This window comes from Corynebacterium bovis DSM 20582 = CIP 54.80 (genome assembly GCF_030408615.1).
GTDB classification, from domain to species: Bacteria; Actinomycetota; Actinomycetes; order Mycobacteriales; family Mycobacteriaceae; genus Corynebacterium; species Corynebacterium bovis.
Genome location: NZ_CP047187.1, coordinates 1,806,615 through 1,828,445, shown reverse-complemented (window position 1 = coordinate 1,828,445; position 21,831 = coordinate 1,806,615). Strand labels below are relative to the sequence as shown.

At 74.8% G+C, this 21,831-nt stretch carries 15 protein-coding genes; 7 read left to right on the top strand and 8 right to left on the bottom strand.

What is annotated here, in order from left to right:
- The first annotated feature begins 452 nt into the window (after window positions 1–452).
- The gene (locus CBOVI_RS07395; RefSeq protein ID WP_010275318.1) at window positions 453–1,637 is read left to right on the top strand and encodes an alpha-hydroxy acid oxidase; all 1,185 of its coding nucleotides are present in this window, start codon (window positions 453–455) and stop codon (window positions 1,635–1,637) included.
- Between the two features lie 669 nt (window positions 1,638–2,306).
- On the opposite strand, the gene CBOVI_RS07390 is transcribed toward CBOVI_RS07395, so the two are convergent.
- On the bottom strand, window positions 2,307–4,433 hold the full coding sequence (locus CBOVI_RS07390; RefSeq protein WP_232625916.1) for a P-loop domain-containing protein: 2,127 nt from the start codon (window positions 4,431–4,433) through the stop codon (window positions 2,307–2,309).
- Between the two features lie 359 nt (window positions 4,434–4,792).
- Between CBOVI_RS07390 and CBOVI_RS07385 the strand changes: the two genes are divergently transcribed.
- Window positions 4,793–5,314 carry a hypothetical protein gene (locus CBOVI_RS07385; RefSeq protein WP_010267223.1) on the top strand — a complete coding sequence of 174 codons (522 nt, stop codon included), beginning with the start codon at window positions 4,793–4,795 and terminating at the stop codon, window positions 5,312–5,314.
- 476 nt (window positions 5,315–5,790) lie between these two features.
- The gene (locus CBOVI_RS07380; RefSeq protein WP_010267221.1) at window positions 5,791–6,444 is read left to right on the top strand and encodes a hypothetical protein; all 654 of its coding nucleotides are present in this window, start codon (window positions 5,791–5,793) and stop codon (window positions 6,442–6,444) included.
- Window positions 6,445–6,580: 136 nt separating this feature from the next.
- On the opposite strand, the gene CBOVI_RS07375 is transcribed toward CBOVI_RS07380, so the two are convergent.
- From CBOVI_RS07375 to CBOVI_RS07355, 5 genes are read right to left on the bottom strand one after another with little or no spacing between them, the layout of a single operon-like run.
- On the bottom strand, window positions 6,581–9,271 hold the full coding sequence (locus CBOVI_RS07375; protein WP_183273608.1) for an acyl-CoA reductase: 2,691 nt from the start codon (window positions 9,269–9,271) through the stop codon (window positions 6,581–6,583).
- Window positions 9,268–10,515, bottom strand: a complete 1,248-nt coding sequence (locus CBOVI_RS07370) for a LuxE/PaaK family acyltransferase (protein ID WP_010275160.1) — start codon at window positions 10,513–10,515, stop codon at window positions 9,268–9,270. The genes CBOVI_RS07375 and CBOVI_RS07370 overlap by 4 nt, the downstream gene beginning before the upstream one ends.
- Window positions 10,512–11,978, bottom strand: a complete 1,467-nt coding sequence (locus tag CBOVI_RS07365) for a GNAT family N-acetyltransferase (RefSeq protein WP_183273609.1) — start codon at window positions 11,976–11,978, stop codon at window positions 10,512–10,514. The genes CBOVI_RS07370 and CBOVI_RS07365 overlap by 4 nt, the downstream gene beginning before the upstream one ends.
- Window positions 11,975–13,282: an MFS transporter gene (locus CBOVI_RS07360; protein ID WP_232625915.1), complete on the bottom strand. Its 1,308-nt coding sequence runs from the start codon at window positions 13,280–13,282 to the stop codon at window positions 11,975–11,977. Before CBOVI_RS07360 ends, CBOVI_RS07365 begins: the two co-directional genes overlap by 4 nt.
- A complete protein-coding gene (locus CBOVI_RS07355; protein WP_010274877.1) occupies window positions 13,279–14,541 on the bottom strand; it encodes a phenylacetate--CoA ligase family protein in 1,263 nt (420 codons plus the stop codon). Before CBOVI_RS07355 ends, CBOVI_RS07360 begins: the two co-directional genes overlap by 4 nt.
- Before the next feature lie 471 nt (window positions 14,542–15,012).
- Between CBOVI_RS07355 and CBOVI_RS07350 the strand changes: the two genes are divergently transcribed.
- Window positions 15,013–16,017 (top strand): EamA family transporter, encoded by a 1,005-nt coding sequence (locus CBOVI_RS07350; protein WP_125187283.1) that lies wholly within the window; start codon window positions 15,013–15,015, stop codon window positions 16,015–16,017.
- Here CBOVI_RS07350 and CBOVI_RS07345 read toward each other — a convergent pair.
- Entirely contained in the window at window positions 16,014–17,363 is a 1,350-nt protein-coding gene (locus CBOVI_RS07345) for an MFS transporter (RefSeq protein WP_010272966.1), read from the bottom strand. The genes CBOVI_RS07350 and CBOVI_RS07345 overlap by 4 nt on opposite strands.
- Before the next feature lie 225 nt (window positions 17,364–17,588).
- Window positions 17,589–18,338, bottom strand: coding sequence for a DUF2786 domain-containing protein (locus CBOVI_RS07340; RefSeq protein WP_010274818.1), 750 nt, complete (start codon window positions 18,336–18,338; stop codon window positions 17,589–17,591).
- Window positions 18,339–18,607: 269 nt separating this feature from the next.
- Here CBOVI_RS07340 and CBOVI_RS07335 point away from each other — a divergent pair, with 269 nt between their 5' ends.
- The 3 genes from CBOVI_RS07335 (at window position 18,608) to CBOVI_RS07325 (ending at window position 21,794) form a co-directional block, all read left to right on the top strand.
- Window positions 18,608–19,192 (top strand): metallophosphoesterase family protein, encoded by a 585-nt coding sequence (locus tag CBOVI_RS07335; protein ID WP_010274820.1) that lies wholly within the window; start codon window positions 18,608–18,610, stop codon window positions 19,190–19,192.
- Window positions 19,193–19,537: 345 nt separating this feature from the next.
- Window positions 19,538–20,671 carry a hypothetical protein gene (locus CBOVI_RS07330; protein WP_183273610.1) on the top strand — a complete coding sequence of 378 codons (1,134 nt, stop codon included), beginning with the start codon at window positions 19,538–19,540 and terminating at the stop codon, window positions 20,669–20,671.
- Between the two features lie 196 nt (window positions 20,672–20,867).
- Window positions 20,868–21,794 (top strand): D-isomer specific 2-hydroxyacid dehydrogenase family protein, encoded by a 927-nt coding sequence (locus tag CBOVI_RS07325; protein ID WP_010270212.1) that lies wholly within the window; start codon window positions 20,868–20,870, stop codon window positions 21,792–21,794.
- Window positions 21,795–21,831: the final 37 nt, after the last annotated feature.

Genomic DNA, 21,831 nt, shown 5'->3' with positions numbered 1-21,831 from the left:
GTAACGTCCCGGGTAGTGGGGGAACGAGGACCGTCCGCCCAGTCGGGGCGGACCCGACCGGAGGAGGACGCCGCATGCCCGACAGGCACGCAGGGAGCCACGCAGAGAATCACGCCGACAGCGAGAGAGTCAGCCGCGCGGACAGCCAGGCAGGGAGCCACGCAGGGAATCACGCCGACAGCGAGAGCGCCAGTCGCGCGGACAGTGCGGACAGTCACGCAGGGAGCCACGCAGAGAATCACGCCGACAGCCGCAGAGACAGCCAGGCAGAGAGCCGCGCCGGGAGCCACGCCGACAACCACTCAGAACGCCACACCGACCGGCGCCGAACCACGCCCGGCAGCGACCACGGCAGTGATCGCGGCACCCGGCCAGGGCGGCGTCGAACCCCCCGACCCACGCCGCCGGCCCTCCGCCGACGGCAGCCGGACCCGCGCGAGTTCGCACCGCTCATGCACTTCCGCCGCCCCACGCTCGACGTCACCGAACGCCGGCTGGCCACCGCCGCGGACGTGTGGGACCTGCGGCGGATCGCGAAGCGGCGGACCCCCACGCCGGCGTTCGACTACGTCGACGGGGCCGCCGAGGAGGAGATCTCCATCGCCCGGGCCCGCGCCGCGTACCGTGACGTCGTCCTCCACCCCCGGGTCCTCCGCGACGTCACCGACGTGGACCTCGGCACCGAGATCTTCGGCCGCCACTGGACAATGCCGTTCATGATCGCCCCCACCGGATTCACGCGCTTCATGCACTCCGAAGGCGAGTACGCGGGCTCCGCCGCCGCGGCGGACCGGGGCATCGGCTTCGGCCTGTCCACGATGGGCACGGCGTCGGTCGAGGACGTCGCGCGCAACGCCCCCGACGGCGACAACTGGTTCCAGCTCTACCTGTGGAAGGACCGCGACGCGTCGATGGCGCTCATCCACCGCGCCTGGGAAGCCGGGTACCGCACGCTCATGGTGACCGTGGACACGGCCGTCGCCGGCGCGCGGCTCCGCGACGTGCGCAACGGCATGAGCATCCCGCCGCAGCTCACGCTCAAGACCGTGGTCGACGCGGCGTACCGGCCGGCGTGGTGGTTCAACTTCCTCACCCGCGAGCAACTCAGCTTCGCGTCCCTGTCCCGGCACAGCGGGCCCGTCGCCGAGCTCATCAACACGATGTTCGACCCGACCCTCACCTTCGACGACCTCGATTGGCTGCGGAAGGAATGGCCGGGGAACCTCGTGTGCAAGGGCCTGCAGTCCGTCGAGGACACGCAGCGCGTGCTCGAGCACGGGGTCGACGGCGTCATCCTGTCCAACCACGGCGGCCGCCAGCTCGACCGCGCGCCCGTGCCACTGCACCTGCTGCCGGCGGTGCGCGAGGCCGTCGGCCCGGACGTCACCATCGGCGTGGACACGGGGATCATGGACGGCGCGGACGTCATCGCCGCCGTGTCACAGGGCGCGGACTTCTGCCTCATCGGGCGGGCGTACCTGTACGGGCTCATGGCCGGTGGGCGGCGGGGCGTGGACAAGGTCCTGGACCTCTTCGAGGAGTCCATGACGCGGACCATGCAGCTCATGGGCGTGCACTCGGTCGGTGAGCTCACCCCGGAGGCCGTGACGCTCGGCGAGGGCGGGGACGTGCGGTAGGAGGGGCGGTGTGGCTGGGCGGCCGGGCGGTCGGTGGGGTGGCCGGCGCGGAGGCCCCTCCGGTCGCCGGTCCGGCGGTGTGGCTAAGGTTTTTGCACGTTTTCGGCCTGATTCGTGCAAAAAGCTTAGCCACGCCGGGGGTGTGAGCGGTTGACGCGGCGTGGTGGTGTGAGCGGCCGGCGTGCCCGGGTGGCCGGGGGTGTGAGAGGCCGGCGTGGCTGGGCGGCTTGGGGCGTCCCGTGGCCGAGCGGCCGGGAGTGGCTAAGGTTTTTGCACGTTTTGGGCCTGATTCGTGCAAAAAACTTAGCCACGCCGGTGTGTGAGAGGCCGGCGTGGCCGGGTGGCCGGGGGTGTGAGAGGCCGGCGTGGCTGGGCGGCTTGGGGCGTCCCGTGGCCGAGCGGCCGGGAGTGGCTAAGGTTTTTGCACGTTTTGGGCCTGATTTGTGCAAAAAACTTAGCCACGCCGGGGCTGTGAGCGGTTGACGCGGCGTGGTGGTGTGAGCGGTCGGTGTGGCCGGGCGGCGTGAGTGGAGGGACGTTGCCGGACGCGCGGGGAGCGGCTGAGGCGGCCGGGTGGTCGGGCAGTGGCTAAGGTCTTTGCACGTTTTGGGCCTGATTCGTGCAAAAAACTTAGCCACGCCGTGGGGCAGCGTGAGCGGGGCGGGGGCGTCAGGCCATGCGGAGCAGGCGGTAGCGGTTCACCGCGGCCATGACCTCGTGCACCCGCGGGACCGCCAGCCTGCCCGGATGGGACGGGCGCCCGGTGCCGTCGCCGCGGCCACCGTAGGGGGAGAGGGCGTCGACCCCCTCCCGCGCGGCCCTGTCGAGGACCTCCGTGACCAGGTCCCGCAGGGGCGTGCGGCCGTCGGCGGCGCGGGCGAGCTCCGCGAGGACGGCGGCGACGGCGCGGGTCTGCGACGCGTCGACCAGCTGGGACACCGCCGCGAGGTCGATGAACTCGTCGCCGTGGCGGATCGTGCGCAGCCCCTTCGCCTGCGGGGGCTTCGGCGGCCGGCCACGGTGCCCGCCGGAGTGCTGCCCGCCCGCGCCGCGCCCACCGGACCGCTGCCCGTCCGCGCCGCGCCTGCCGGACCGCTGCCCGTCCGCGCCGCGCCCGCCGGCGTCGAGGCCACCGCGCGCCGGGACACGCGGCGTCGGCAGCGCGACCGGCGCCAGCGCCTCCACCGGCTGCGCCAGGGCACGGGCGCGGTCGGTGATGTCCGAGGGGCGGTACGCGTCGAGCATGATGACGGTGTCCGCGACGTCGATGAACGCCCCGGACCCGCCGGCGACCAGCACCGTCGAGACGCCGTGGTCCTCCCACAGGCCGCGCACGCGGTCGACGAGCGGGGTGATCGGCTCCTTCGTGGTCGGCACGAGGTCGCGCATCCGCGGGTCGCGGATCATGACGTTCGTCGCGGAGGTGTCCTCGTCGATGAGCAGCGCCGTCGCGCCGGCCTCGAGGGCCTCCATGACGGCGGCGGCCTGGGACGTCGACCCGGACGCGTTCGTCGTGGTGAAGCGGGTGGTGTCCGCGCCGGTGGGCAGGTCGCGGATGAACGGGGAGACGTCGACGGCGGTGACGGCGCGGCCGTCCTCGGCGCGCAGGGAGGTGGCGTCGGGGACGGTGAGCGCGAACTCGCGGCCGTCGCCGGCGACGTGGTCGTAGACGCCGTGCTCGAGGGCCGTCAGCAGAGTGGACTTGCCGTGATAGCCGCCGCCGACGATGAGTGTCACACCCTGCGGCACGCCCATGCCCGTGATCTCCCGGCCCGACGGGAGCGTGAACCGGCGGCGCAGGGACTCGGGCGAGGTAAAGGGGAGGGCGTCGGCGAGGGGGAGGGGGCTGTCGCCCGCGGCGCGGGGGAGGATCGAGCCGTCGGCGACGAAGCCGACGAGCCCCTCCTCGGCGAGCGCCGAACGGAGCGCCGCCTGGTCGCGGTGCAGCGCGACGGCGGCCGCGAGGTCGGCGTGGGCGGCGGCGTCCATCGTGAGCAGGGCATCCTCGATCACGGCCGGGAGTGCGCCGGTGAGCAGCGCGGCGGCGGCGCGGCCCGCGATGCGGCGGCCGTGGGCGGGCAGAGCGGCCTCGAGGCGGACCCGGACGGCGACCGGGGCGGGGTGGGCGTCGTCGGCGGCGGTACCGGGAGCGTCACCGGTGGCGGGCCGGTCGAGTACGACGGTCGCGCGGTCGAGCACCTCCTGGCCGAGGGCGTCGACTGTGAGGGCCCCGGCGGACTTGCCCCCGCGCGGAGAGTGGCGTCGAACCGCATGTGCCACACGACGGGCGAGGTGATCTGTCACGGCTGTGATCCCGACGTCGTGGGTGAGCGCCGGGTCGATGCCCGTCGCGGCGAAGGGCACGGAGACCTGGATCAGCGACGGCGGGGCGAACGGGTCCGACTGGACCGTGTCCACCGACAGGGTCAGCGGCGCGGTGGGGTGCGGGTGGGTGGGGCCTTGGCCGGTTGTGTCCGGGTGGGTGGTGTCCTGTGTGGTGGGGTGCGGGCCGGTGGAGCCCTCTGCGGTGGAGTCCGGGTGGGCGGAGTCCGGGCCGGGTGCGCCGGTCAGCGGGAGATCGTGGACGCCGCGGAGAGACTTGTAGGCGCCGTAGCCGGCACCGTCCATGCCGAGCAGGATGTCGGCCAACGCGCCGTCGGCCCCGGGTGACCCCTGCCGTGCGGCGCGCCGGCCGTGCGCCTCGGCCTGCCCGCGGCGGTCCGGCCCGCCGGGGCGCTGGTGGGGCCGACCGGGCCGGTGGGAGTGACCTCGGGGGGAACGGGAGTTCGCAGACATGGGGCCACGGTAACAACCGTGCGGCCGCGGGGGACTGTGGATGCTGCGGGGGCGCGTGAGAGGCCGCGGGGGACGGCGGATGCGGCGGGGATACGCGGGGAAGGTGCGCAGGACGCGCCGGGGTGACGACGCTGTCCACCACCCCGCACCCGTCGCGCCCCCGCGATCGCGCCGGTCACTTCCCGCCACGCGGGTGGAGACGAAAGTCTATTTCGGGGGGAGCGCGCCCGGGACTTTTGTCGTCTTATGAAGGATAATCTCAGGAAGAGTGGTACACCCTGTTGTGTAATAGTCAGCTTCTGACACACACGTTCCGCCCGGGGTGACCCCGTCGAGGCGGGAAGAGAAGGGAATCCCCCATGATGATCCGTCGTTTCGCCGCCGCGGCCGCCCTCGCGACCGTCACCGTCGGTGCGGGTGCCGGTGTCGCCGGTGCCGCGACCGCCACCCCCGAGTCCTCCTCCGACGCCGCCACGGGCATCGTCGCGGACCTGCAGGGCATCCTCGGCGCCGACCGTCCGCAGCTCGAGGGCGACGCCCCCGCGCAGTCCTCCGCCCCGCAGTCCTCCGACGCGCTCTCCGGCATCGTCGCGGACCTGCAGGGTCTCCTCGGCGTCGACCGCCCGCAGCTCGACCTCGGCGAGAAGGCCGCTCCCGCCCGCCCGACGCTGCTGCCCACCGGCCAGAACGCCGTGAAGCGCGTCCTCGCCCTCGAGGAGCAGAAGGCCGGCCACAAGCTCATGGACATCCAGTTCATCGACGGCAACCGCGCGCACATCTCCTTCGCGCCGGAGTACGACCTCCAGAAGGACAACGACGCGCTCGTCAACGTCACCAAGGCGCTCCAGATCAACGGTTTCTCGGTCACCGCCGACCGCTGACCGGTCACCGTCGGGCCGCGCCGGGGATGTCCCCGCGGGTCCGGTGGGATGTTCCGCCGGCCCGGGCACGATGTGCCCGGGCTTTTCGCGTGCCCCGCTCCGGTGATTCCGGTGGTGCACGGAGTTTCTGCTGCGGGGGATGCGCGTTGTGGAACGTGGCGGTGCACGGAGTTTCTGCTGTAGGGGAGTCCCGTCGTGGAACAGGGTGGTGCACGGAGTTTCGGTGGTGGGGGAGTCCCGTCGTGGTTCACGACGACGCGCCACCCGTGATACATCGACGTGACGGAATGGCGGTCTGTCGAGGTCACGCCGGATCGTGGCGGGACGGAATAATCATGAAGAATGGTCGCGGGGGAATGGCATTGTTCCGATGCGGAATAACGGATCATTCGGTGGTAGATACAGGGGAGCACAAGTGAACCACTGACTGACGCGCGACCCGGCATGACCGGGTCCGCTCGAGAAGGGAATTTCCCATGATGATCCGTCGATTCGCTGCCGCGGCCGCCCTCGCCACCGTCACCCTGGGTGCCGGTGCCGGCATCGCCGGCGCCGCCTCGTCCGCCCCGCAGTCCTCCGCCCCGCAGTCGTCCGACGCGCTCTCCGGCATCGTCGCGGACCTCCGGGGGATCCTCGGCATCGACCGCCCGGAGCTCATCCCGCACGCGCCGGTCGCCCACGACCCGTCCACGGGTGAGGAGCTCACCCCGGTCGCCCTCCCGGCCGCCGCGGGGGCCGGCACCGCCGCCACGACCTCGACGTCCACCACCTCCGCGCCGGCCGCCGCGAACTGCGCCCACACGGGCGGGGACGCCGACCCCGCCGCGAACTGTGGCGGCCACGCCACCACGTCCACGCCGACGACGGACACGACGACGGGTACCGCCTCCACGCCGACGACCGGCACGCGCCCGCTCATCGCCTCCGGCCAGAACGCGGTCAAGCGGGTCCTCGCCCTCGAGGAGCAGAAGGCGGGCCACACGCTCATGACCTTGACCTTCGACGAGGAGAACCACCACCTCCACATCGTCCTGCCGTGGGACTACGACACGAGCGCCGACAACGGTGCGTTCGACCACGTGATGAAGGCCGCGGCGAACAACGGCTACAGCGTCTCCGCCGCGCTCTGACCTGACCGTAGGGGAGTGGGGCGCCGCCGCGCCCAGGCCCCCGGCCGCGCTCTGACCTGGCTGTCCGGGGAAGGGCGCCCGCGCCCGCGCTTGTTCGGCCGCCGCCCCCCCCGCGCCCGGCCCCCACCCCGCCCCGTCAGCGCCGGTCGACGACCTTCCGCAGCTTCCCGCTGGTCGGCGTGCGCACCATCGTCGCCGCGTCGACGGCCACGACGTCCAGCGTGAGCATCCCGTCCTCCTGCGCCTCGGCGAGTTCCCACACGTCCTCGTCCAGCACGCGGCGGGCGTCCCCGGGATTGTCGCAGTAGCGTTCGTCGAGAACCACCGTGAGCGTCTCCCGTTCCGCGCCGGAGGTGACGATGAACTGCATCTCCCCGCTGTAGCCCAGCCGCTCCTCGAGCACCGCGGCGGCGTTGCCGTGGTGGAAGCTGCACGCCCCGACGCGCACGACGTCCCCGTGCCGGCCGAGCAGCTCGATCCGGGGGACGGTGCTGCCGCACGCGCACGGACCGGGCAGGATCCGCCCGAGGTCGCCGATGAGGTACCGCTCGAGGCGCTGCCCCTGCCGCAGCCGCGAGGTGAAGACCAGGCGTCCGACCTCGCCCGTCGGCACCGGGCGGTCCGCCGCGACGTCCACGACCTCGACGTCGACGAGCGAGGCGTGGATGTGGTGCTCCGACCCCTCGCACGCGCGGCACTGGTAGCCGAGCGGCCCGAGGTCCGTGCTGCCGTACGTGGCGGACCGGATCTCCGTGATGCCGAAGTCCTCGCGGAGCACGCGGCGCTGGGACGCGGTGAGGTGCTCGCCGCCGTAGTACAGGGCGCGGAGCCGGCCGTACCGGCGGAACTCGTCCCGCCGGGCGTGGAGCAGCTGCCAGAGGTACGACGGCATCCCGAACAGGGTGTCCGCCCCGTGGCGGATGACCGCGTCGGCGGCGGCGGCGTAGTCCGGGGTCGCGGCGACGGGCAGTTGCACGGCGTTGAGCTGCTCGAGGACGGTGAAGAAGCTGAGGAAGCCGCCGTACATCGACCCGCCGAAGAAGAGGTTCGCCACGCGCCGGCGGGCGGGGTCGAACCCGGCGGCGAGCAGGCCGTCCGCCACCGCGCGCATCTGGTCGGTGTAGTCCGGGTACGTGTACAGGGACAGCGCCGGCGCCCCGGAGCTGCCGCCGGTGCGGACGTACAGCCGGGCCGCGGCGTCGGGTACGTCGGGCAGGCCCGCCTGGACGGCCTCCTTCGTGAGCAGCGGGGTCGCGGTCGGTGCAGCCGGTGCCGACGGCCCGGTCCGCGCGGGGTCCGGGGGCCGGGGGACGACGTCGTCCAACACCGGAACGGCACCGAACGCCGGCTCGTCCCGGCGCACCGACACCCGGCGGGAGAACCGCTGGAGCGGGTAGAGACCGTCGTGCGGTTCGGCGGGGTAGCCGTCCGTCATCCCGCCCACCGGGGTGACCCGGTCCGCCCCCGCGGCGATGACCAGCCGGGACAGGGTGGCGACGTCGGCGGGGGAGCCGGCGATCCCGACGGTCTGGAGGTAGCGGCGCATCGGGCGCAGCACCTCGGTGACCCGGCTGCGGGGGAGCGGGCGCACGGACACCGTCCGGTGCAGCGGCGAGGCGGCGAGCACCGGCCGGCGGTCCGCGATGACCCGCCACCGGCCGTCCGGGGCGGTCGTCACCTCGGTGAGGCCGAGGCACGCCTCGAAGCGGGCGACCTCCACGGCGGTCGTGATCTCCGCCTGCTCGGGTTCGCTGATGTCGTCGCCGGTCATGACCTCGCCGGCCAGCGGTCCGGAAGCCCCGGCACCGGCCTCGCCGGCCAGCGGCCCGGACGCGCCGGCACCGGCCCCCGCGGTCAGGGTGCCGCCGCCCCCGCCCCCGCCGGTCACCCGGTCGAGGTGCCCGGCCAGGCGGTCCGCCAGGTCGGCGACGGCCCCCGTCGCCGGCGTGTCACGGAACCCGCGCAGGGCGGCGTCGTCCCCCGACCCGGACCCCGTGCCGTCCCCGGCGAGACCCTCGGTGTCCAGGTAGACGACCTGGGGGCTCGAACACGCCTGCTGACCGAACCGGTCGATGTCCCGGGCGAGGGCGGCGAGCGTGGCGTCGTCCCCGGCGGCCTCCGGCGTGAGGTACGCGAAGGACAACCGGTGACCCCAGGCCACGACCCGGCACCCCGGGGAGACCTGGGCGGTGATGTCCCGCTCCGCCTCCTCGCCGCCCCACACGGCGACGCCGTCGGCGCACGCGTACAACGGCCCGAGGATGTCCCGTCGCGACGACGGCACCGCCAGCACCGCCGTCCGCCGGGCGACCGCACCACCCGGGTCCGCGCGGCACAGGGCGGGCAGCACCGTCAGCGCCGGGGACGGCACCCCGCCGGCGACCTTGAGGACGTTGAGGTTGCCCGTGAGCAGCCCCTCCACGACACTGAGCACCCCGACCGCCGGGGCGTTCGACGGCGCGACGTGCACGAGCACGCCGAGCGGGGCCCAGCACTCGTACACGGTGCGCAGCGGGTCCGGGCGGCGGAACGTCCCCGGCGCGACCCGGTCGCCGAGCTCCCGGGCGAGGCGCAGCCGCAGCGCGTCCGGGGTCATCGCGACGGCGAGGTCGTGGACCTCCTCCGCGCCGACCCCCGCGTCGGTGAGCCGCCGGTGCAGCTCCGACCCGGGGTCGGCGAGGTCCGCCGCGACCCGGCCGCACGCCGCGAGGATGTCCTGCACGGGCGTCGGCTCCGCGGTCACCCGCCCGGCCTCCGCGACGAGGCCGTCGATGAGCCCGGGCAGCTCCTCCTCCGTGACGTCCCGTCCCTGCCAGTGGTGGCTCATGCCGGTGCTCCCTTCCCGCTCGTCAACATCTCGGCGGCCGCGACCGCGCAACTGCGGTTCCGGCTCACCCCCGCGCGGCCGTGGAGGGTGAACCAGTCCGTCCCCACCTCACAGGGGCACTCCGCGCCGGCGTGGACGGAGGCCATGTCCCCCATGAGCACGCTGTGCGCGGGGACGGAGGTGATGTACGGGCTCATGAGGTGGAGGAACCCGCGGCCCCCGTGGGGCAGCGCCTCCAGTGACGCGACGTCCCGCGCGACCGCCCGGGCCCACACCGTGAGGTGGAGGCGGTGGTGGTCGCACTCGACGACGGGCACGCAGTGCTCGACCGAGCCGAAACTGTCCCGGACGCGCACCTCCGGGATGCCGAGCCCGTCGCGGACCCGGCGGCGGAACTCGTCCTTGGGGATCTCCCGGTCGGCGTGGGTCTTCCAGCCGCCGCCGGTGAAGACGAGCGAGCCGGCCGGCAGGTCCACCGGCGGGTGGCCCGTCGCCCGCATCCGGTCGAGCATGGCGACGAGGAACGACGGGAAGCCGAGGATGCGCAGCGGGACCCCGTCCCGGGCCGCGCGGTCGACGGCGGCGATGCAGCCGGCCAGGTCCACCTCGTGCGTCGGGGAGGTGTCGCCGGTGCGGCGCAGGGCGTGGGTGACGCGGCGGGCCGGGGCGAAGTCGCACAGGTAGTTGTCGGTGAACGCCGTGCCGACGTCGAACCCGCGGGCCGGTTCGTAGCTGAAGAGGAGGTAGTCGACGCTGTGCTCCGTCTCCACCCAGCCCTCCGCCGCGAAGACCCGCGCGACCATCCGCTGGGCGACGTCGATGGTCCAGTGGTCGAAGAGCATGTGGGACTTCTGGCCGCTCGTGCCGGAGGACGTGAGTTCGAGGGCGACGTCCTCCGGCGGGACCGACACGACCTCGTGGCGTTTGAGGAACGCGGCCGGGAGCGCGGGGACGGTGAGGCCGGCGGCGGCCGGGCGGCCGGTCGACGCGGTGGGCGCGCCGACGTCGCCGGCGTGGCCGTCGCGCACCGCGGCCCAGAAGTGGCTGCGCGCGGCGTGCCAGCGGTCGGTCTGCGCCATCGCCCGGGTGAAGAGCGCGTCCGCGTCCGGGCCGGCGGTCCACGGGTCGTCGATGTCGCAGAGGGCCTGGACGTCGGGGAGGGCGCCGGGGTCGGGGACGGTGAGGGGGACGTCGTAGGGGACCGCCGGGTGCGGCGTGGGTGTGGCGGGGGTCGGTGGGGTCACCGGGTCACCTCCGGGGTGTCGCGGTCGGTGGGGGAGGGTGGGGTGGTCGGGTCGGGCGGGGTTTCCGGGGCTGTCCGGTCGGCCCGGTCGGTCGGGGCCGCCGGGTCGGGGGCGGTGGCGCGGGCGTCGGTGCGGGCGAGGATGACCTCGTCGTGCAACCGGGTGCCGTCCCACCGCCCGGCGGGGTGCACGGCCACGGGTCGGAACCCGCAGTCGAGCAGCGCGCCGGCGGTGACGGTGCCGTCGAGCGGCACGCGGACGTCGAGGTACGGCACGCCGTCGCGCAGCAGCAGCGCCGAGTAGGCGGCGACGAGGTCCGCCAGGCGGGGGCGCGGGGCCGGCGGGGTCGCGGGGGCGCCCCCGGGGCGGACGCCGGACCCGGGGCGCACGCCCGTCACGCGGCAGCTGTGGCAGAGGGTGTCGACGTCGACGAGCAGCGCCGGGACGTCCGCGTCCGTGGGGTCGGTGCCGGCCGGGGTGACGACGGCCGTGGGGCGGTGGAGCGTCGTGCTCACCGACCACGCCGTGCCGACGGGCCGGTCGGCGGCCGCGGCGACGCGGGCGACGGTCACGGGGTCCGTCGTGACCTGCACGTCCGTGACCTGCGCGTCGTCCGGGGTGGTGACGGCTCCCGTGCTCCCGGTGCCCGATGCGCCGCCGGCTCCTGCACCGGTGCCGGCCCTCACCCCCGCGCCACCGGTGCCCGACGCTGCTCCACCGGTGCCCGACGCGGGGCACGGCGCGGCGGCGGGGCAGGACCGGCCGTACGGCCCCGGCGCGCCCCAGCCGGTCCACGCGAGCGTGAACTCGTGGAGCGGGGTGAGGCGCGGGTCCACCGCCACCGGGTCGACGCGCCGGGCGCGGGCGCCGGCGGCGTGGAGGACGTAGTAGCCCAGGTCCTCCTGGCCGTCGACGAGCGCCGCGCCGGGCAGGATCCCCGCCGGGCGGAACCCTTGGTTGAGCACCACGTGCCGGGGGCCGGGGGAGCGCAGCCGCACGGTCGCGTAGAGGGAGTCGACGGTCCCCGCGTCGACCGCGGCGGCGCACGCCGCGCCGGTCACCGCGTCGGCGAGGCCACGGCCCCGGTGGGCGGGGTGCACCGCGATCCCGGCGAGGACGCCGGTCCGGTGGGGCGGGTCGGTGTGCACGAGCGCCGAGGCGACGGGGAGGCCGGCGTCGTCCCTGATCACGGCCCAGTGGACGGAGGGGTCGCCGGTGTACGCGCGGACGGTCGCCACGTCGCGGCCGAAGGGCAGCGGGTAGTGCCCGCCGTAGACCTCGTCGTAGAGGCGGACGAGCGCCGGGGCGTCGGCCGCGGTGGCCACGTCGGCCGCCGCTGCCGGGCCGGTTGCGCCGGGCGTGGCTGCCGCGCCGGCCGCGCCGGCGGCGGGGGCGCACGGCGGCACGCCGGACGCGACGACGGTCGGCGCGGCGTCGGTGCGGCGCAGGTCGGGGGCGGTCACCGGGCCACCTCCCCGCGTCGGCCGACGGCCCACAGCGCGACGGCCACGGGCACGAGCCCGACACCCTGGACGACCCACAGCACCCGCACGTCCACGACGTCGCCGAGCGCCCCGAACACGAGGGACGCCACCGGCAGCGTCGCGCTGACGAGCGCCTGCATGACCGCGAAGAACGCCGGCTTGTCCGCGGCGGGGACCGTGCGCTGGAACATGGAGACGAAACGCACCCCGATCGCGCCGATGCACCACCCGGCGACGAGCAGCCCGGCGGCCGTCACGGGCCGGGACGGCAGGACCCCGGGCGCGGCGAAGGAGACCGCGGCGACGCCGAGGCAGATCCCGCCGGTCGTCGTCGCCCGCCCGCGGAGGGAGGAGCCGGTCGCCGCGCCGAGGATCGTGCCGGCCCCGAGGGCGGCCTCGAAGAGGGAGGCGGTGGCGCCCGTGCCGTGGAGGACGGTGCGGGCGAACAGGGGCATGACGACGAAGACGGCCGTCGTGAACAGGTTCGCCGCGGTGAAGCACAGGAGGATCGTGCGGATGCGGGGCATCGCGGCGAGCACCGCCCACGGCCCGCGGGCGGGGGTGGGGGTCTCCGGTGCGGCGGGGTCCGGGACCGTCGCGCTCTGCGGGACACCGGCGCCGTCGGGGGACGACGTCCCGCTCCGCGGACCGGCGGACCCGCCCACCCGGGCGATCCCGCTGAGTGAGACGACCCCGGCCGCGACGAGGTACCCGGCGGTGCACGCGGCGAACAGCCCGGTCACACCGACGGCGTCGACGACCACCGGGCCGAGGAAACCCCCGGCGAGCCCCGCGGCGGACTGCGTCGACAACTCGAACCCCGTCGCCGCCTCGATGTCCCGGTCCTCGACGAGTTCGGGGACGGACGTCGTGACACACGGGTCGAACACGGCCTGACACGTCGCCAGGAGCAGGCACACGAGACACGCGAGGACGAGCGGCACCGTCCCCGCGACCGACGCCGCCGTCGCGAGCGCCGCGACGACCGCCGCGCCGAGACACGCCAGCACGAGCGTCCGGCGGTGCCGCCCCCGGGCGATGAGCCGGGAGACGAGGTGGACGAACAGGACCGCCGGGAGCGTCGCCACGGTGAGCAGGATCCCCGCCCGGCTGCCCGGGTGACCGCCGGACGCGGCGCTGACCAGCCACCACACCACGCCGACCTGGGCCATGCGGCCCGCGGTCTGGGTGAGCACCTGGCCGACCCACACGGCGGCGAAGGCGGGGCTGCGGACGATGACCGGGGCGGACACCCGGCGGCGGGCGGCCGCGGGGGCGCTCACGACAGCGGCCGTTCGTCGACGACCCGCACGAGCTTGCCGGAGCGCGGGTTCACCGCGAGGCCGCTGTGCCGCACCCACTCCACGCGCGCCGGGTGGGCGTCCCCGGCGGCGACGGCCTCCGCGTGGTTCGGCCGGGCGACGTCGAGGGCCGCGACGAACCGCCCGGCGAGGGCCGAGTGGTCCGCCTCCGGGTCGGCGACGGCGGCGCGGAGGATGAGCCCGTCCCGGCCGTCGTGGTGGCGGACGACGAGCTGGTGGTCCGTGACCTCACCGTCGGTGTCGACGCCGGCGAGGACGTCACGCACGTCGCCGGGGTACAGGGTCACGTGGCCGATGCGCACGCCCGCCTCGCCGCGCCCGAGCAGGCGGAACGTCGTCCGGGAGGCGTCGACCCACTCCGCCCGGTCGCCGACCGGGTACCGGAGCACCGGCATGAGCCGTCGGCGCAGGTCGGTGACGACGAGGTCGCCCGGCACGCCGGGGTCGGTGACGGGGGCGCCGGTGACGTCGTCGACGATCTCGGTGACCGTGTACGGCGCGCAGACGCGGTGGACGCGGGGGTCGTCGCCGGGGACGGGGGTGCCGAGGAGGCCGGCGTCGACACTGGCGTAGCCCAGGGAGCGGACGTCCGCCCGGGGGAACGCGGCGTCGAGAAGGACCTTCTGGTCCCCGAAGACCGGCTCACCTCCGAAGAGGATCGTGCGCACCTCGTCGAGGGGCTCGCCGGTGGCGATGACGTGCTCGGCGAGGGTGCGCAGGGTCGTCGGAAGCCCGGCGACGACGTCCACGTGGAACTGCCGGAGCGTGTCCGTGACGTGGTCGGGCGGGGTGGAGCCGGCGACGGGCAGGCGGACGGTCTGGACGGGGCAGCGGGCGAGGGAGTCCATGACGAAGGTGAAGCTGGCGTAGAGGTCGCCGACGAAGAAGAGGTCGGCGACCCGGGACCCGGCGGGGAGCCCGGCGGCGGCGAGGCCGTGGCCGAACGCGGCGGTGAACTCCGCCCATTCCGCGGCTGTCCAGAAGGAGAACTTTGGAGCTCCAGTCGTGCCACCACTCCGTAATACGAGAGCATCATTAAGAGGTGCGGTGAGGACCGAGTTTCCCGTCGGTGTGTTCGCGTGCCAGAAGGCGACGGTGTCCGTGACCGGAAGCTCGTCGGGGGAATGCACCTCCGGGGGGAGTTCGCGGTAGAGGTCCCTGTAGAAGGGGGAGTGTTTCCGGGCGAAGGAGATGTGCTCCGCGAGAGGGTGGACAGGCATGATTCCCTTGGGTTGTCTCGTTGACGACGTGGTGACGTGCTGTTTTCTGTACGTGTTTCCGTACGTTCCCGTGCGCGGGTGAACGGCCCCGGCGGGGTCGTCCGCACCCCGCCGGTGGTGGGGTGTCCCGTGGTCCGAAATATCTCATTGCGCGCTGTGTCCCGCACAGTGGAATCGGGGGGTCACCCCCGCAACACAATGGTTTTCTCCCGTCACATGAGTGCGGGCGGGGGAGACGGGGGTTATAGCACAGATGACATTACTGAAAAAGGTTGTTGTGATTGTTCCGGGGTGCGGGGCGGGAGTCGCGGGAATGGTGCGCGCGGGGCGGGGCTGCACGGGCGCGTGGGGCGGGGGCCGCCGGCTGCGCGGGGCGGGGCTGCACGGCTGCGCGGGGCGGGGCTGCACGGCTGCGCGGGGCGGGGCTGCACAGGTGGACTCCGGCGGGGTCGGCCTCCCATACTCGTCGTCATGGCTGTCACCCCCCGGCCCCGGAGCCGTCCCGCCGCCGACCCCGTCCCGGCGTCGCTTCCCCCGTCGCGCCCGCGGTCGGCCTCGGTCGGCGGCGTGGCCCTCGTCCTCGGGTCGTGCGTCTCGCTCCAGTTCGGGGCCTCGGCGGCGACCCACCTGTTCCCCTCCGCCGGGACGTGGGGGACGACGTCGGTCCGGCTCGTCCTCGCCGCCCTCGTCCTCCTCGCGGCGACCCGGCCGCGGGTCCGCTCGTGGGACCGGCGGGCGTGGCGGGCGGTCGTGCTCCTCGGCGTCGCCCTCGGCGGGATGAACGGGCTGTTCTACGCCTCGCTCGACCGGGTGCCGTTGGGGGTGGCGGTGACGGTGGAGTTCCTCGGGCCGCTGCTGCTCGCCGCGGTGCGGTCGCGCAGCGCCCGGGACATGGTGTGGGTCGTCGTGGCCGTCGTCGGGGTCGGCCTGCTCGGCGCGGGCGCGGTCACGGGCGCCGGGGGCGCGGCCGACGGCGCGGTGTCCGGGGGTGCGGGTGCCGGCGGCGCGGGGTCGCCCGTCGCCGCCGCCGACGCGGTCGGCCTGCTGCTCGCCCTCGGCGCCGGCGGGTTCTGGGTCTGCTACATCCTCACGGCGGCGTCCGTCGGGCGGCGCGTGCCGGGGACGGGCGGCCTGGCGGTCGCGATGGCCGTCGGGGCGCTGGTCACCCTGCCGCTCGGGGCCCGGGGTGCGGCGGTGGTCGTCACGGACCCGGGGCTGGTGCTGCTCGCGGCGGGGACCGCGCTGCTGGGGCCGGTGGTGCCGTACACGCTGGAGCTCGCGGCGTTGCGGCGCACGCCGCCGGGGGTGTTCGGGATCCTGCTGAGTCTGGAGCCGGCCGTCGCCGCCCTCGCGGGGTGGGTCATGCTGGGGCAGGTGCTCGGCGTCCGCCAGTGGGTCGCCGTCGGGCTCGTCGTCCTCGCCAGTGGGGGGACGACGCTGTCCCGCCCCCGCCGCACCCGCGACCGCGGAGCCTAGCCCCGCGGCGGGGGCGTGGTGCGGCGGCGGGAGTAGCTGCTCGCGTGGGGGTTGTCGATCGTGGAGTGCTCGCGGTTGTCGTGCATGAAGTACACCGCGACGAGGCCCAGCGCCGCCATGACGACGACGTACCAGGGGAACGCCCCGGCCCACCCGATGTCCTTCAGCCCGAGGGCGATGTACTCCGCCGAGCCGCCGAAGATGGAGTTGCCGATGGCGTAGGTGAACCCGACGCCGAGCCCGCGGATGTGCGCCGGGAACATCTCGGCCTTCACGATCCCGGACACCGAGGTGTAGAAGCTCAGCACGAGCATCGCGACGACGACCACGATCCCCGCGGTCAGCGCGGACCGGTGCGTCCCCAGCAGGGCGAACACGGGCAGCGGGATGACGATCATGCCGACGCTGAAGATGAGCATCGACGTCTTCCGGCCGATCCGGTCCGACAGCGCGCCGATGACCGGCTGCATGACCATGAAGATGAGCAGGCACACCGTCATGAGCCCGGCGACGTCGGCCTTGCTGAACCCGGTGGTGTTGATGAGGTGCTTCTGCATGTACGTCGTGAAGGTGTAGAAGGTCAGCGACCCCACGGCGGTGAACCCCAGGACCACGAGGAACGCCCGCGGGTAGGACAGCACCTCCCGGAACGTCCCGGCCCCGGCCTCCCCGCGCTCGGCGGTGGACGTCGTCTCGTGCAGGTGCGACCGCAGGACGAGGGAGACGACGGCGGCCAGCGCGCCGATGACGAACGGCAGCCGCCACCACCCGTCCGCGATCTGCTCCTCGGACAGGACGCGCGTCATGACGAGCGCGAGGGCACTGGCCAGCAGCTGCCCGCCGATGAGGGTGACGTACTGGAAGCTGGAGTAGAACCCGCGCCGCTGCGGCGTCGCGACCTCGGACATGTACGTCGCCGTCGACCCGTACTCGCCGCCGACGGAGATGCCCTGGATGCACCGCACGATGAGCAGCAGCACCGGGGCGAGGGCGCCGACCGTCTCCGCCGTGGGCAGGACCGCCATGAGCAGCGACCCGGTGCACATGATGAGGATCGCGGTGATCATCGACCGTGTGCGGCCGTGGCGGTCGGCGATGCGGCCGAAGATGTACCCGCCGACCGGGCGCATGAGGAAGCCGACGAAGAGCACCGCGGCGGTCCGGAGGTACGCCCCGGTCTGTCCCGTGCCGGTGAAGAACTTCTCCGCGAAGTACACGCTGAAGAAGGCGTAGACGTAGAAGTCGAACCATTCGACGAGGTTGCCGCTGGACGCGGCGATGATCGTCCGGACGGTGCGGGCGGTGGACGGGGCGGGGGTCCCGTCCGCGGTCGATGTCCTCGGCATCGGGTGGGTCTTCCTCTCGTGGGGCGCGGCCGGCGGGGGCCGCGGTGTCAGGGCGTCACGGACTCCAAGCAGTGTGACCCCTGAAACATTACTCAGGGCAGGTGATGCGGGACACGGGGTCCCGCCCGACCCGTGGCCGGCCCGCTCACCCGACCCGTGGCCGCCGGTTCACCCGGCCAGGCACCCCGCCTCCCGCGCCCCGCGCCCCGCCCCGTGGCCGCCGGTTCACCCCGCCCCGCCCGGTCCGGGCAGCGCCCGCGCCCCCGCGACGCGGGCCTGCCCGAGGTCCGTCCGCTCCCCGGCCGCCACACCCTCCCGGTAACTGTCCGGGTCGAGGGCCCCGATGCGCCGCCGGTCCCGGCGCAGGAACGGGAAGCGGTCCCGCATCGCCCGGTCGGCGAGGGCGGCGTCGTCGAGAAGGACGACCTCCCCCGGCCGACCGTCCCGGGCGAAGTCCCCGGTGTGACTGTCCTCGACCGTCCGCAGCCGCTCCGTGACCGACGCGATGAACCCCAGCATCCACGACCGCCTCCGCCGCCGGGTCGCGTGCCCGCCGTCGCCGGGGGCGGTGGTGACGGCCGCGGTCGCACCGGACACGAGGTGCAGCGACAACGCCGTGTGCAGGACCTCCACCCGGTCGAGGTAGTGGCGACGACCGAAGACCACCGTCCGGTCGACGGTCGACCGCCCGGGGGAGCGGAAGACCACGGCCCGGCAGTGCAGCACCGACGCCAGGTGCGTGAGCAGCCGCGACTGCAGGTCGGAGTACGAGCCCCGGTGATGCACCGTGAACTCGCCCACGCGGTGACTGTCCGCACCGGTGTCGCCCCGCAGCTGGGACTGCTCGATGCTGTACCGCGCCATGAGCTCGAAGGCCTTGTCGCGGAATGTCGCCCCCTCCGGTGTCCCCTCGCGGTCCGCCGCCTGCCGGAGCAGCTTCTCCACCCGCTGCCGGATGGTCTCCGTGTCCGTCATCGTCGCTCCCCTCACATCCCTGGCTGTCCCGCCCGTCCGGGCCCGGCTCCCGGCTGTCCCGCCCGTCCGGGCCCGGCCGACCGGTCACCGTGAGTCTGCCACGCGCACGGGCCCCGGGACCCCCGGACGCCACCGCGGGCCGTCGGCCTGTGGACACCGACGGCCGCCGGGGGCGGGGAGGGGGCCGGAGGGCCGCAGTTGTCCACAGGGACGGCGCGCGGGCCCCGGGGTGGAGGCGCGCCGGGCGGGTCCTGATGCAGAATGGTCGGATGGCACAGCAGTGGTTCACCAGTGATCTTCACCTCGGCCACCGGTTCGTCGCCTCCCTGCGCGGCTTCGACACGGTCGAGGAGCATGACGCCGCCGTCCTCGACGGACTGCGGGACACCCTCTCCGCCGGGGACACCGTGTGGATGCTCGGCGACCTGAGCTGCGGCGACACCGCGGACGAGGACCGCGCCCTCGACCTCCTCGCGGACGTCCTCACGGCGGCCGGGGCCACCGCGGACCTCATCGCCGGCAACCACGACAGTTGCCACCCGCTCCACCGCGGCGCCCACCTGCGGCAACGCCGCTACCTCGAGGTCTTCCGGTCCGTGCAGGCCTACCAGAAGCTGCGGTGGGAGGATCAGGACGTGTGGCTGAGCCACTTCCCCCGACCCGGTCGCGATCACGAGGGGATGGAGTCCAGGTACGACGAACTGCGCCTCGACGTCCCCCGTCTCATCCACGGCCACCTCCACTCGGACGCGCCGGACACGGGCCCGGGGATGGTCGACGTCGGGGTGGAGGCGTGGGGGCTGCGGCCCGTGGCGCAGTCGGACGTCGCGGACGTCGTCTTCGACCGGGCGTGAGCCGGCCGGCGGCCGGGCCACGGGGGAGGGCGCGGGCGCCGGGCAGGCGCGGGTCCCGGGCGCGGTGCGTGGCGGGGGCACCGGGCGCGGGGGTGAGGGCGGGCACGGGAACGCGCGGGTCCCGGGCGCGGGGAACGGCCTGTCCGCCGGGTGGCCGCGCGGTGGGGATTGCCTGACAATCCCCGGCCCCGGAGGGGATTCACGTCCGCGACCAGCTAGAATCGTCCGGACGCGGGCGTCGGCCGACCCGGTCGACGCCACACGCACCCCGCGCCCGGGGGAGTCCGCAGCCTCACCGCGGCCCCCGCACACCCGGCGCGGTCGACCCGGAAGGGAGCACGAGACATGACGCGAGGCAACGACCCCCGGCACGACCCCCGGCACGACCACGGTCCCGGGGCGGGGGCCGGAGGGGACGGGTACGCCCGGTCCCCCCGGCGGCCCGGCCCGGACGACGACCCCACGCGGGTCATGGGTGGTCAGGGCACCGCCCGCCCGGCCACCGGGGCGGACGACGAGACCTCGGTCATGCCCCGCGCGGGAGCCGGTGCGCACCGCCCGGCGGCCGGCGCGGACGACGAGACCTCGGTCATGCCCCGCGCCGGGGCGGACGGCGACCCGGACCGCACCCGCGTCCTCGACGGTGACGCGCCGGCGGCCCCTCCCGCCCACCCCGGCTACTCCGGCCCGGTGACCGCCGAGACCGCGGTGTACCCGGAGCCCTCCGCCGCCCCGGGGGCCGGCGGTCGCGGCGGCGACGTCCCGGGCGCGGGCCGGCCCGGTCCGGCCGACGGCGCGGGCGGCCCCGCCGGTCCCCGCTACGTGTGGGCGGGGGCCGGCCAGGGGGCTCCGCAGGGCCCGCCGCAGGGCCCGCCGCGCGGCCCCTACCAGGGCGGTCCCTACCAGGGCGGCCCGGCCGGTCCGCACCAGGGCCCGCCGCAGGGTCCGCCGCCGGAGAGTTACGGGCAGCCGTCGTTCGGCGCGCCGCAGCCGGGACGGGGCGGTGGTGGCCGGCGTTCCGGGCGGGGCGGGGGCCTCGCCCTCGTGCTGCTGCTCGCCCTGGCGGTCGTCGTCGCGGTCGTGTTCTTCCTGCTGTGGCTGTACAGCGCGGTCAGTGGTCCGGACCAGCCGCGTGAGGTCACGAAGACCGTGGAGCGGCCGACGACCGTGACGGTCACCCCGTCGCCGGCCCCCGACGAGGGCGGCCGCGGCCTCCACATCCCGGACCTGTCGACGCTGCTGCCGTCGCGCCCCGACAACAGCGACGGCGGGCAGACCCCCGACGACGGCACGGGCGGCACCGGTGGGACGGGCACCGACGGCGGCACGGGCGACGGGCTCGGCCAGGGCCTGGACGACCTGCTCAACCGCCTGGAGGAGCAGTTCGGCGGGGACGGGACCGGCGGCACCGGCGACCCGGGCGCCGGCGGTGCGGGCACCGGTGGCGGCACCGGCACCCCCGGCACGGCGGGGCTCTGACCCCGGCCCGGAAACTGCGCTGACCCCGGCCCGGATCCTGCGCTGACCCCGGCCCGGATCCTGCGCTGACCCCGGCCTGACCCCGGTCCGGACCCTGCCCCCGGGCCGCGCGTCGGCGGTCCCGCCCGGCCGCGCACCCGCCCCGACCCCGGTCGGCGGCCGCGGCCGGTGGCCCTGACGTGTGTAGAAAGGGGGCATGCGCGTATTCATCGGTAAGGATCCACTTCCGCAGACCAGTGACGCCCTCCGCGAGGCCGGGGCGACGCTCGTCGACACCCTCGGTGACGCCGAGGCGTTCATCTGTTCCGGTGTCGGGCGCGAGGGGTTCCCCGACCTCCCCGACTCCGTCCGCTGGGTGCAGCTGTGCCAGGCGGGGATCGAGTCGTTCATCGACGCCGGGGTCGTCACCAGGGGTCCCGACGGAACCCGCCGGTGGTCCAACGCCTCCGGGATCTACGGCCTCCAGGTGGCGGAGTCGGCCGTCGGGCTGCTCCTCAACGTCCTCCACCTCCACACCCGCATCGCCCGCGAGCGGACGTGGGACATCGCGAAGGAGGTCGACCGGCGGACCAGGTGGCTCCACGGGACGACCGTCGGCATCATCGGCGCCGGCGGCATCGGCGGGCACCTCATCGAGATGCTCGCGACGTTCGGGGCGGAGACCGTCGCGGTGAACATGTCCGGCCGCACGGTCGACGGTGCGCGGGAGACCTACCCGTACTCCCGCATCGACGAGGTCTGGCCGCAGGTCGACCACCTCATCCTCTCCGCGCCGCTCACCGACGAGACCCGCGGGCTCGTCGACGCCGACGCGCTCGCCGCGTGCCGGGACGGGGTGACGGTCGTCAACGTGGCCCGCGGGGCCGTCGTGGACACGGACGCGCTGGTCGAGGCGCTGCGCAGCGGGAAGGTCAGCGGGGCGGGGCTCGACGTCACCGACCCCGAACCGCTGCCCGACGACCACCCGCTGTGGGGGATGGACACCGTGGCGATCACGACGCACGCGGCGAACACGAAGTCCTCGATGGACGGCCAGCTGGCGCCGGTCGTCGCGGAGAACTACCGGCGCTTCACCGCCGGGGAGACGATGGTCACGGAGCTGGACCCGGACCGCGGCTACTGAGCGGGCGCGGGCCGGGGGCGGCACACCCGGCGCCCGG

Excerpts from the sequence above, each read along its gene's own strand:
- CBOVI_RS07330 (WP_183273610.1), top strand. The coding sequence starts at position 19,538 with ATGACGCGAGGCAACGACCCCCGGCACGACCCCCGGCACGACCACGGT.
- CBOVI_RS07355 (WP_010274877.1), bottom strand. The coding sequence starts at position 14,541 with ATGCCTGTCCACCCTCTCGCGGAGCACATCTCCTTCGCCCGGAAACAC.
- CBOVI_RS07345 (WP_010272966.1), bottom strand. The coding sequence starts at position 17,363 with ATGCCGAGGACATCGACCGCGGACGGGACCCCCGCCCCGTCCACCGCC.
- CBOVI_RS07350 (WP_125187283.1), top strand. The coding sequence starts at position 15,013 with ATGGCTGTCACCCCCCGGCCCCGGAGCCGTCCCGCCGCCGACCCCGTC.
- CBOVI_RS07375 (WP_183273608.1), bottom strand. The coding sequence starts at position 9,271 with ATGAGCCACCACTGGCAGGGACGGGACGTCACGGAGGAGGAGCTGCCC.
- CBOVI_RS07385 (WP_010267223.1), top strand. The coding sequence starts at position 4,793 with ATGATGATCCGTCGTTTCGCCGCCGCGGCCGCCCTCGCGACCGTCACC.
- CBOVI_RS07380 (WP_010267221.1), top strand. The coding sequence starts at position 5,791 with ATGATGATCCGTCGATTCGCTGCCGCGGCCGCCCTCGCCACCGTCACC.
- CBOVI_RS07340 (WP_010274818.1), bottom strand. The coding sequence starts at position 18,338 with ATGACGGACACGGAGACCATCCGGCAGCGGGTGGAGAAGCTGCTCCGG.
- CBOVI_RS07335 (WP_010274820.1), top strand. The coding sequence starts at position 18,608 with ATGGCACAGCAGTGGTTCACCAGTGATCTTCACCTCGGCCACCGGTTC.
- CBOVI_RS07325 (WP_010270212.1), top strand. The coding sequence starts at position 20,868 with ATGCGCGTATTCATCGGTAAGGATCCACTTCCGCAGACCAGTGACGCC.
- CBOVI_RS07395 (WP_010275318.1), top strand. The coding sequence starts at position 453 with ATGCACTTCCGCCGCCCCACGCTCGACGTCACCGAACGCCGGCTGGCC.
- CBOVI_RS07390 (WP_232625916.1), bottom strand. The coding sequence starts at position 4,433 with ATGTCTGCGAACTCCCGTTCCCCCCGAGGTCACTCCCACCGGCCCGGT.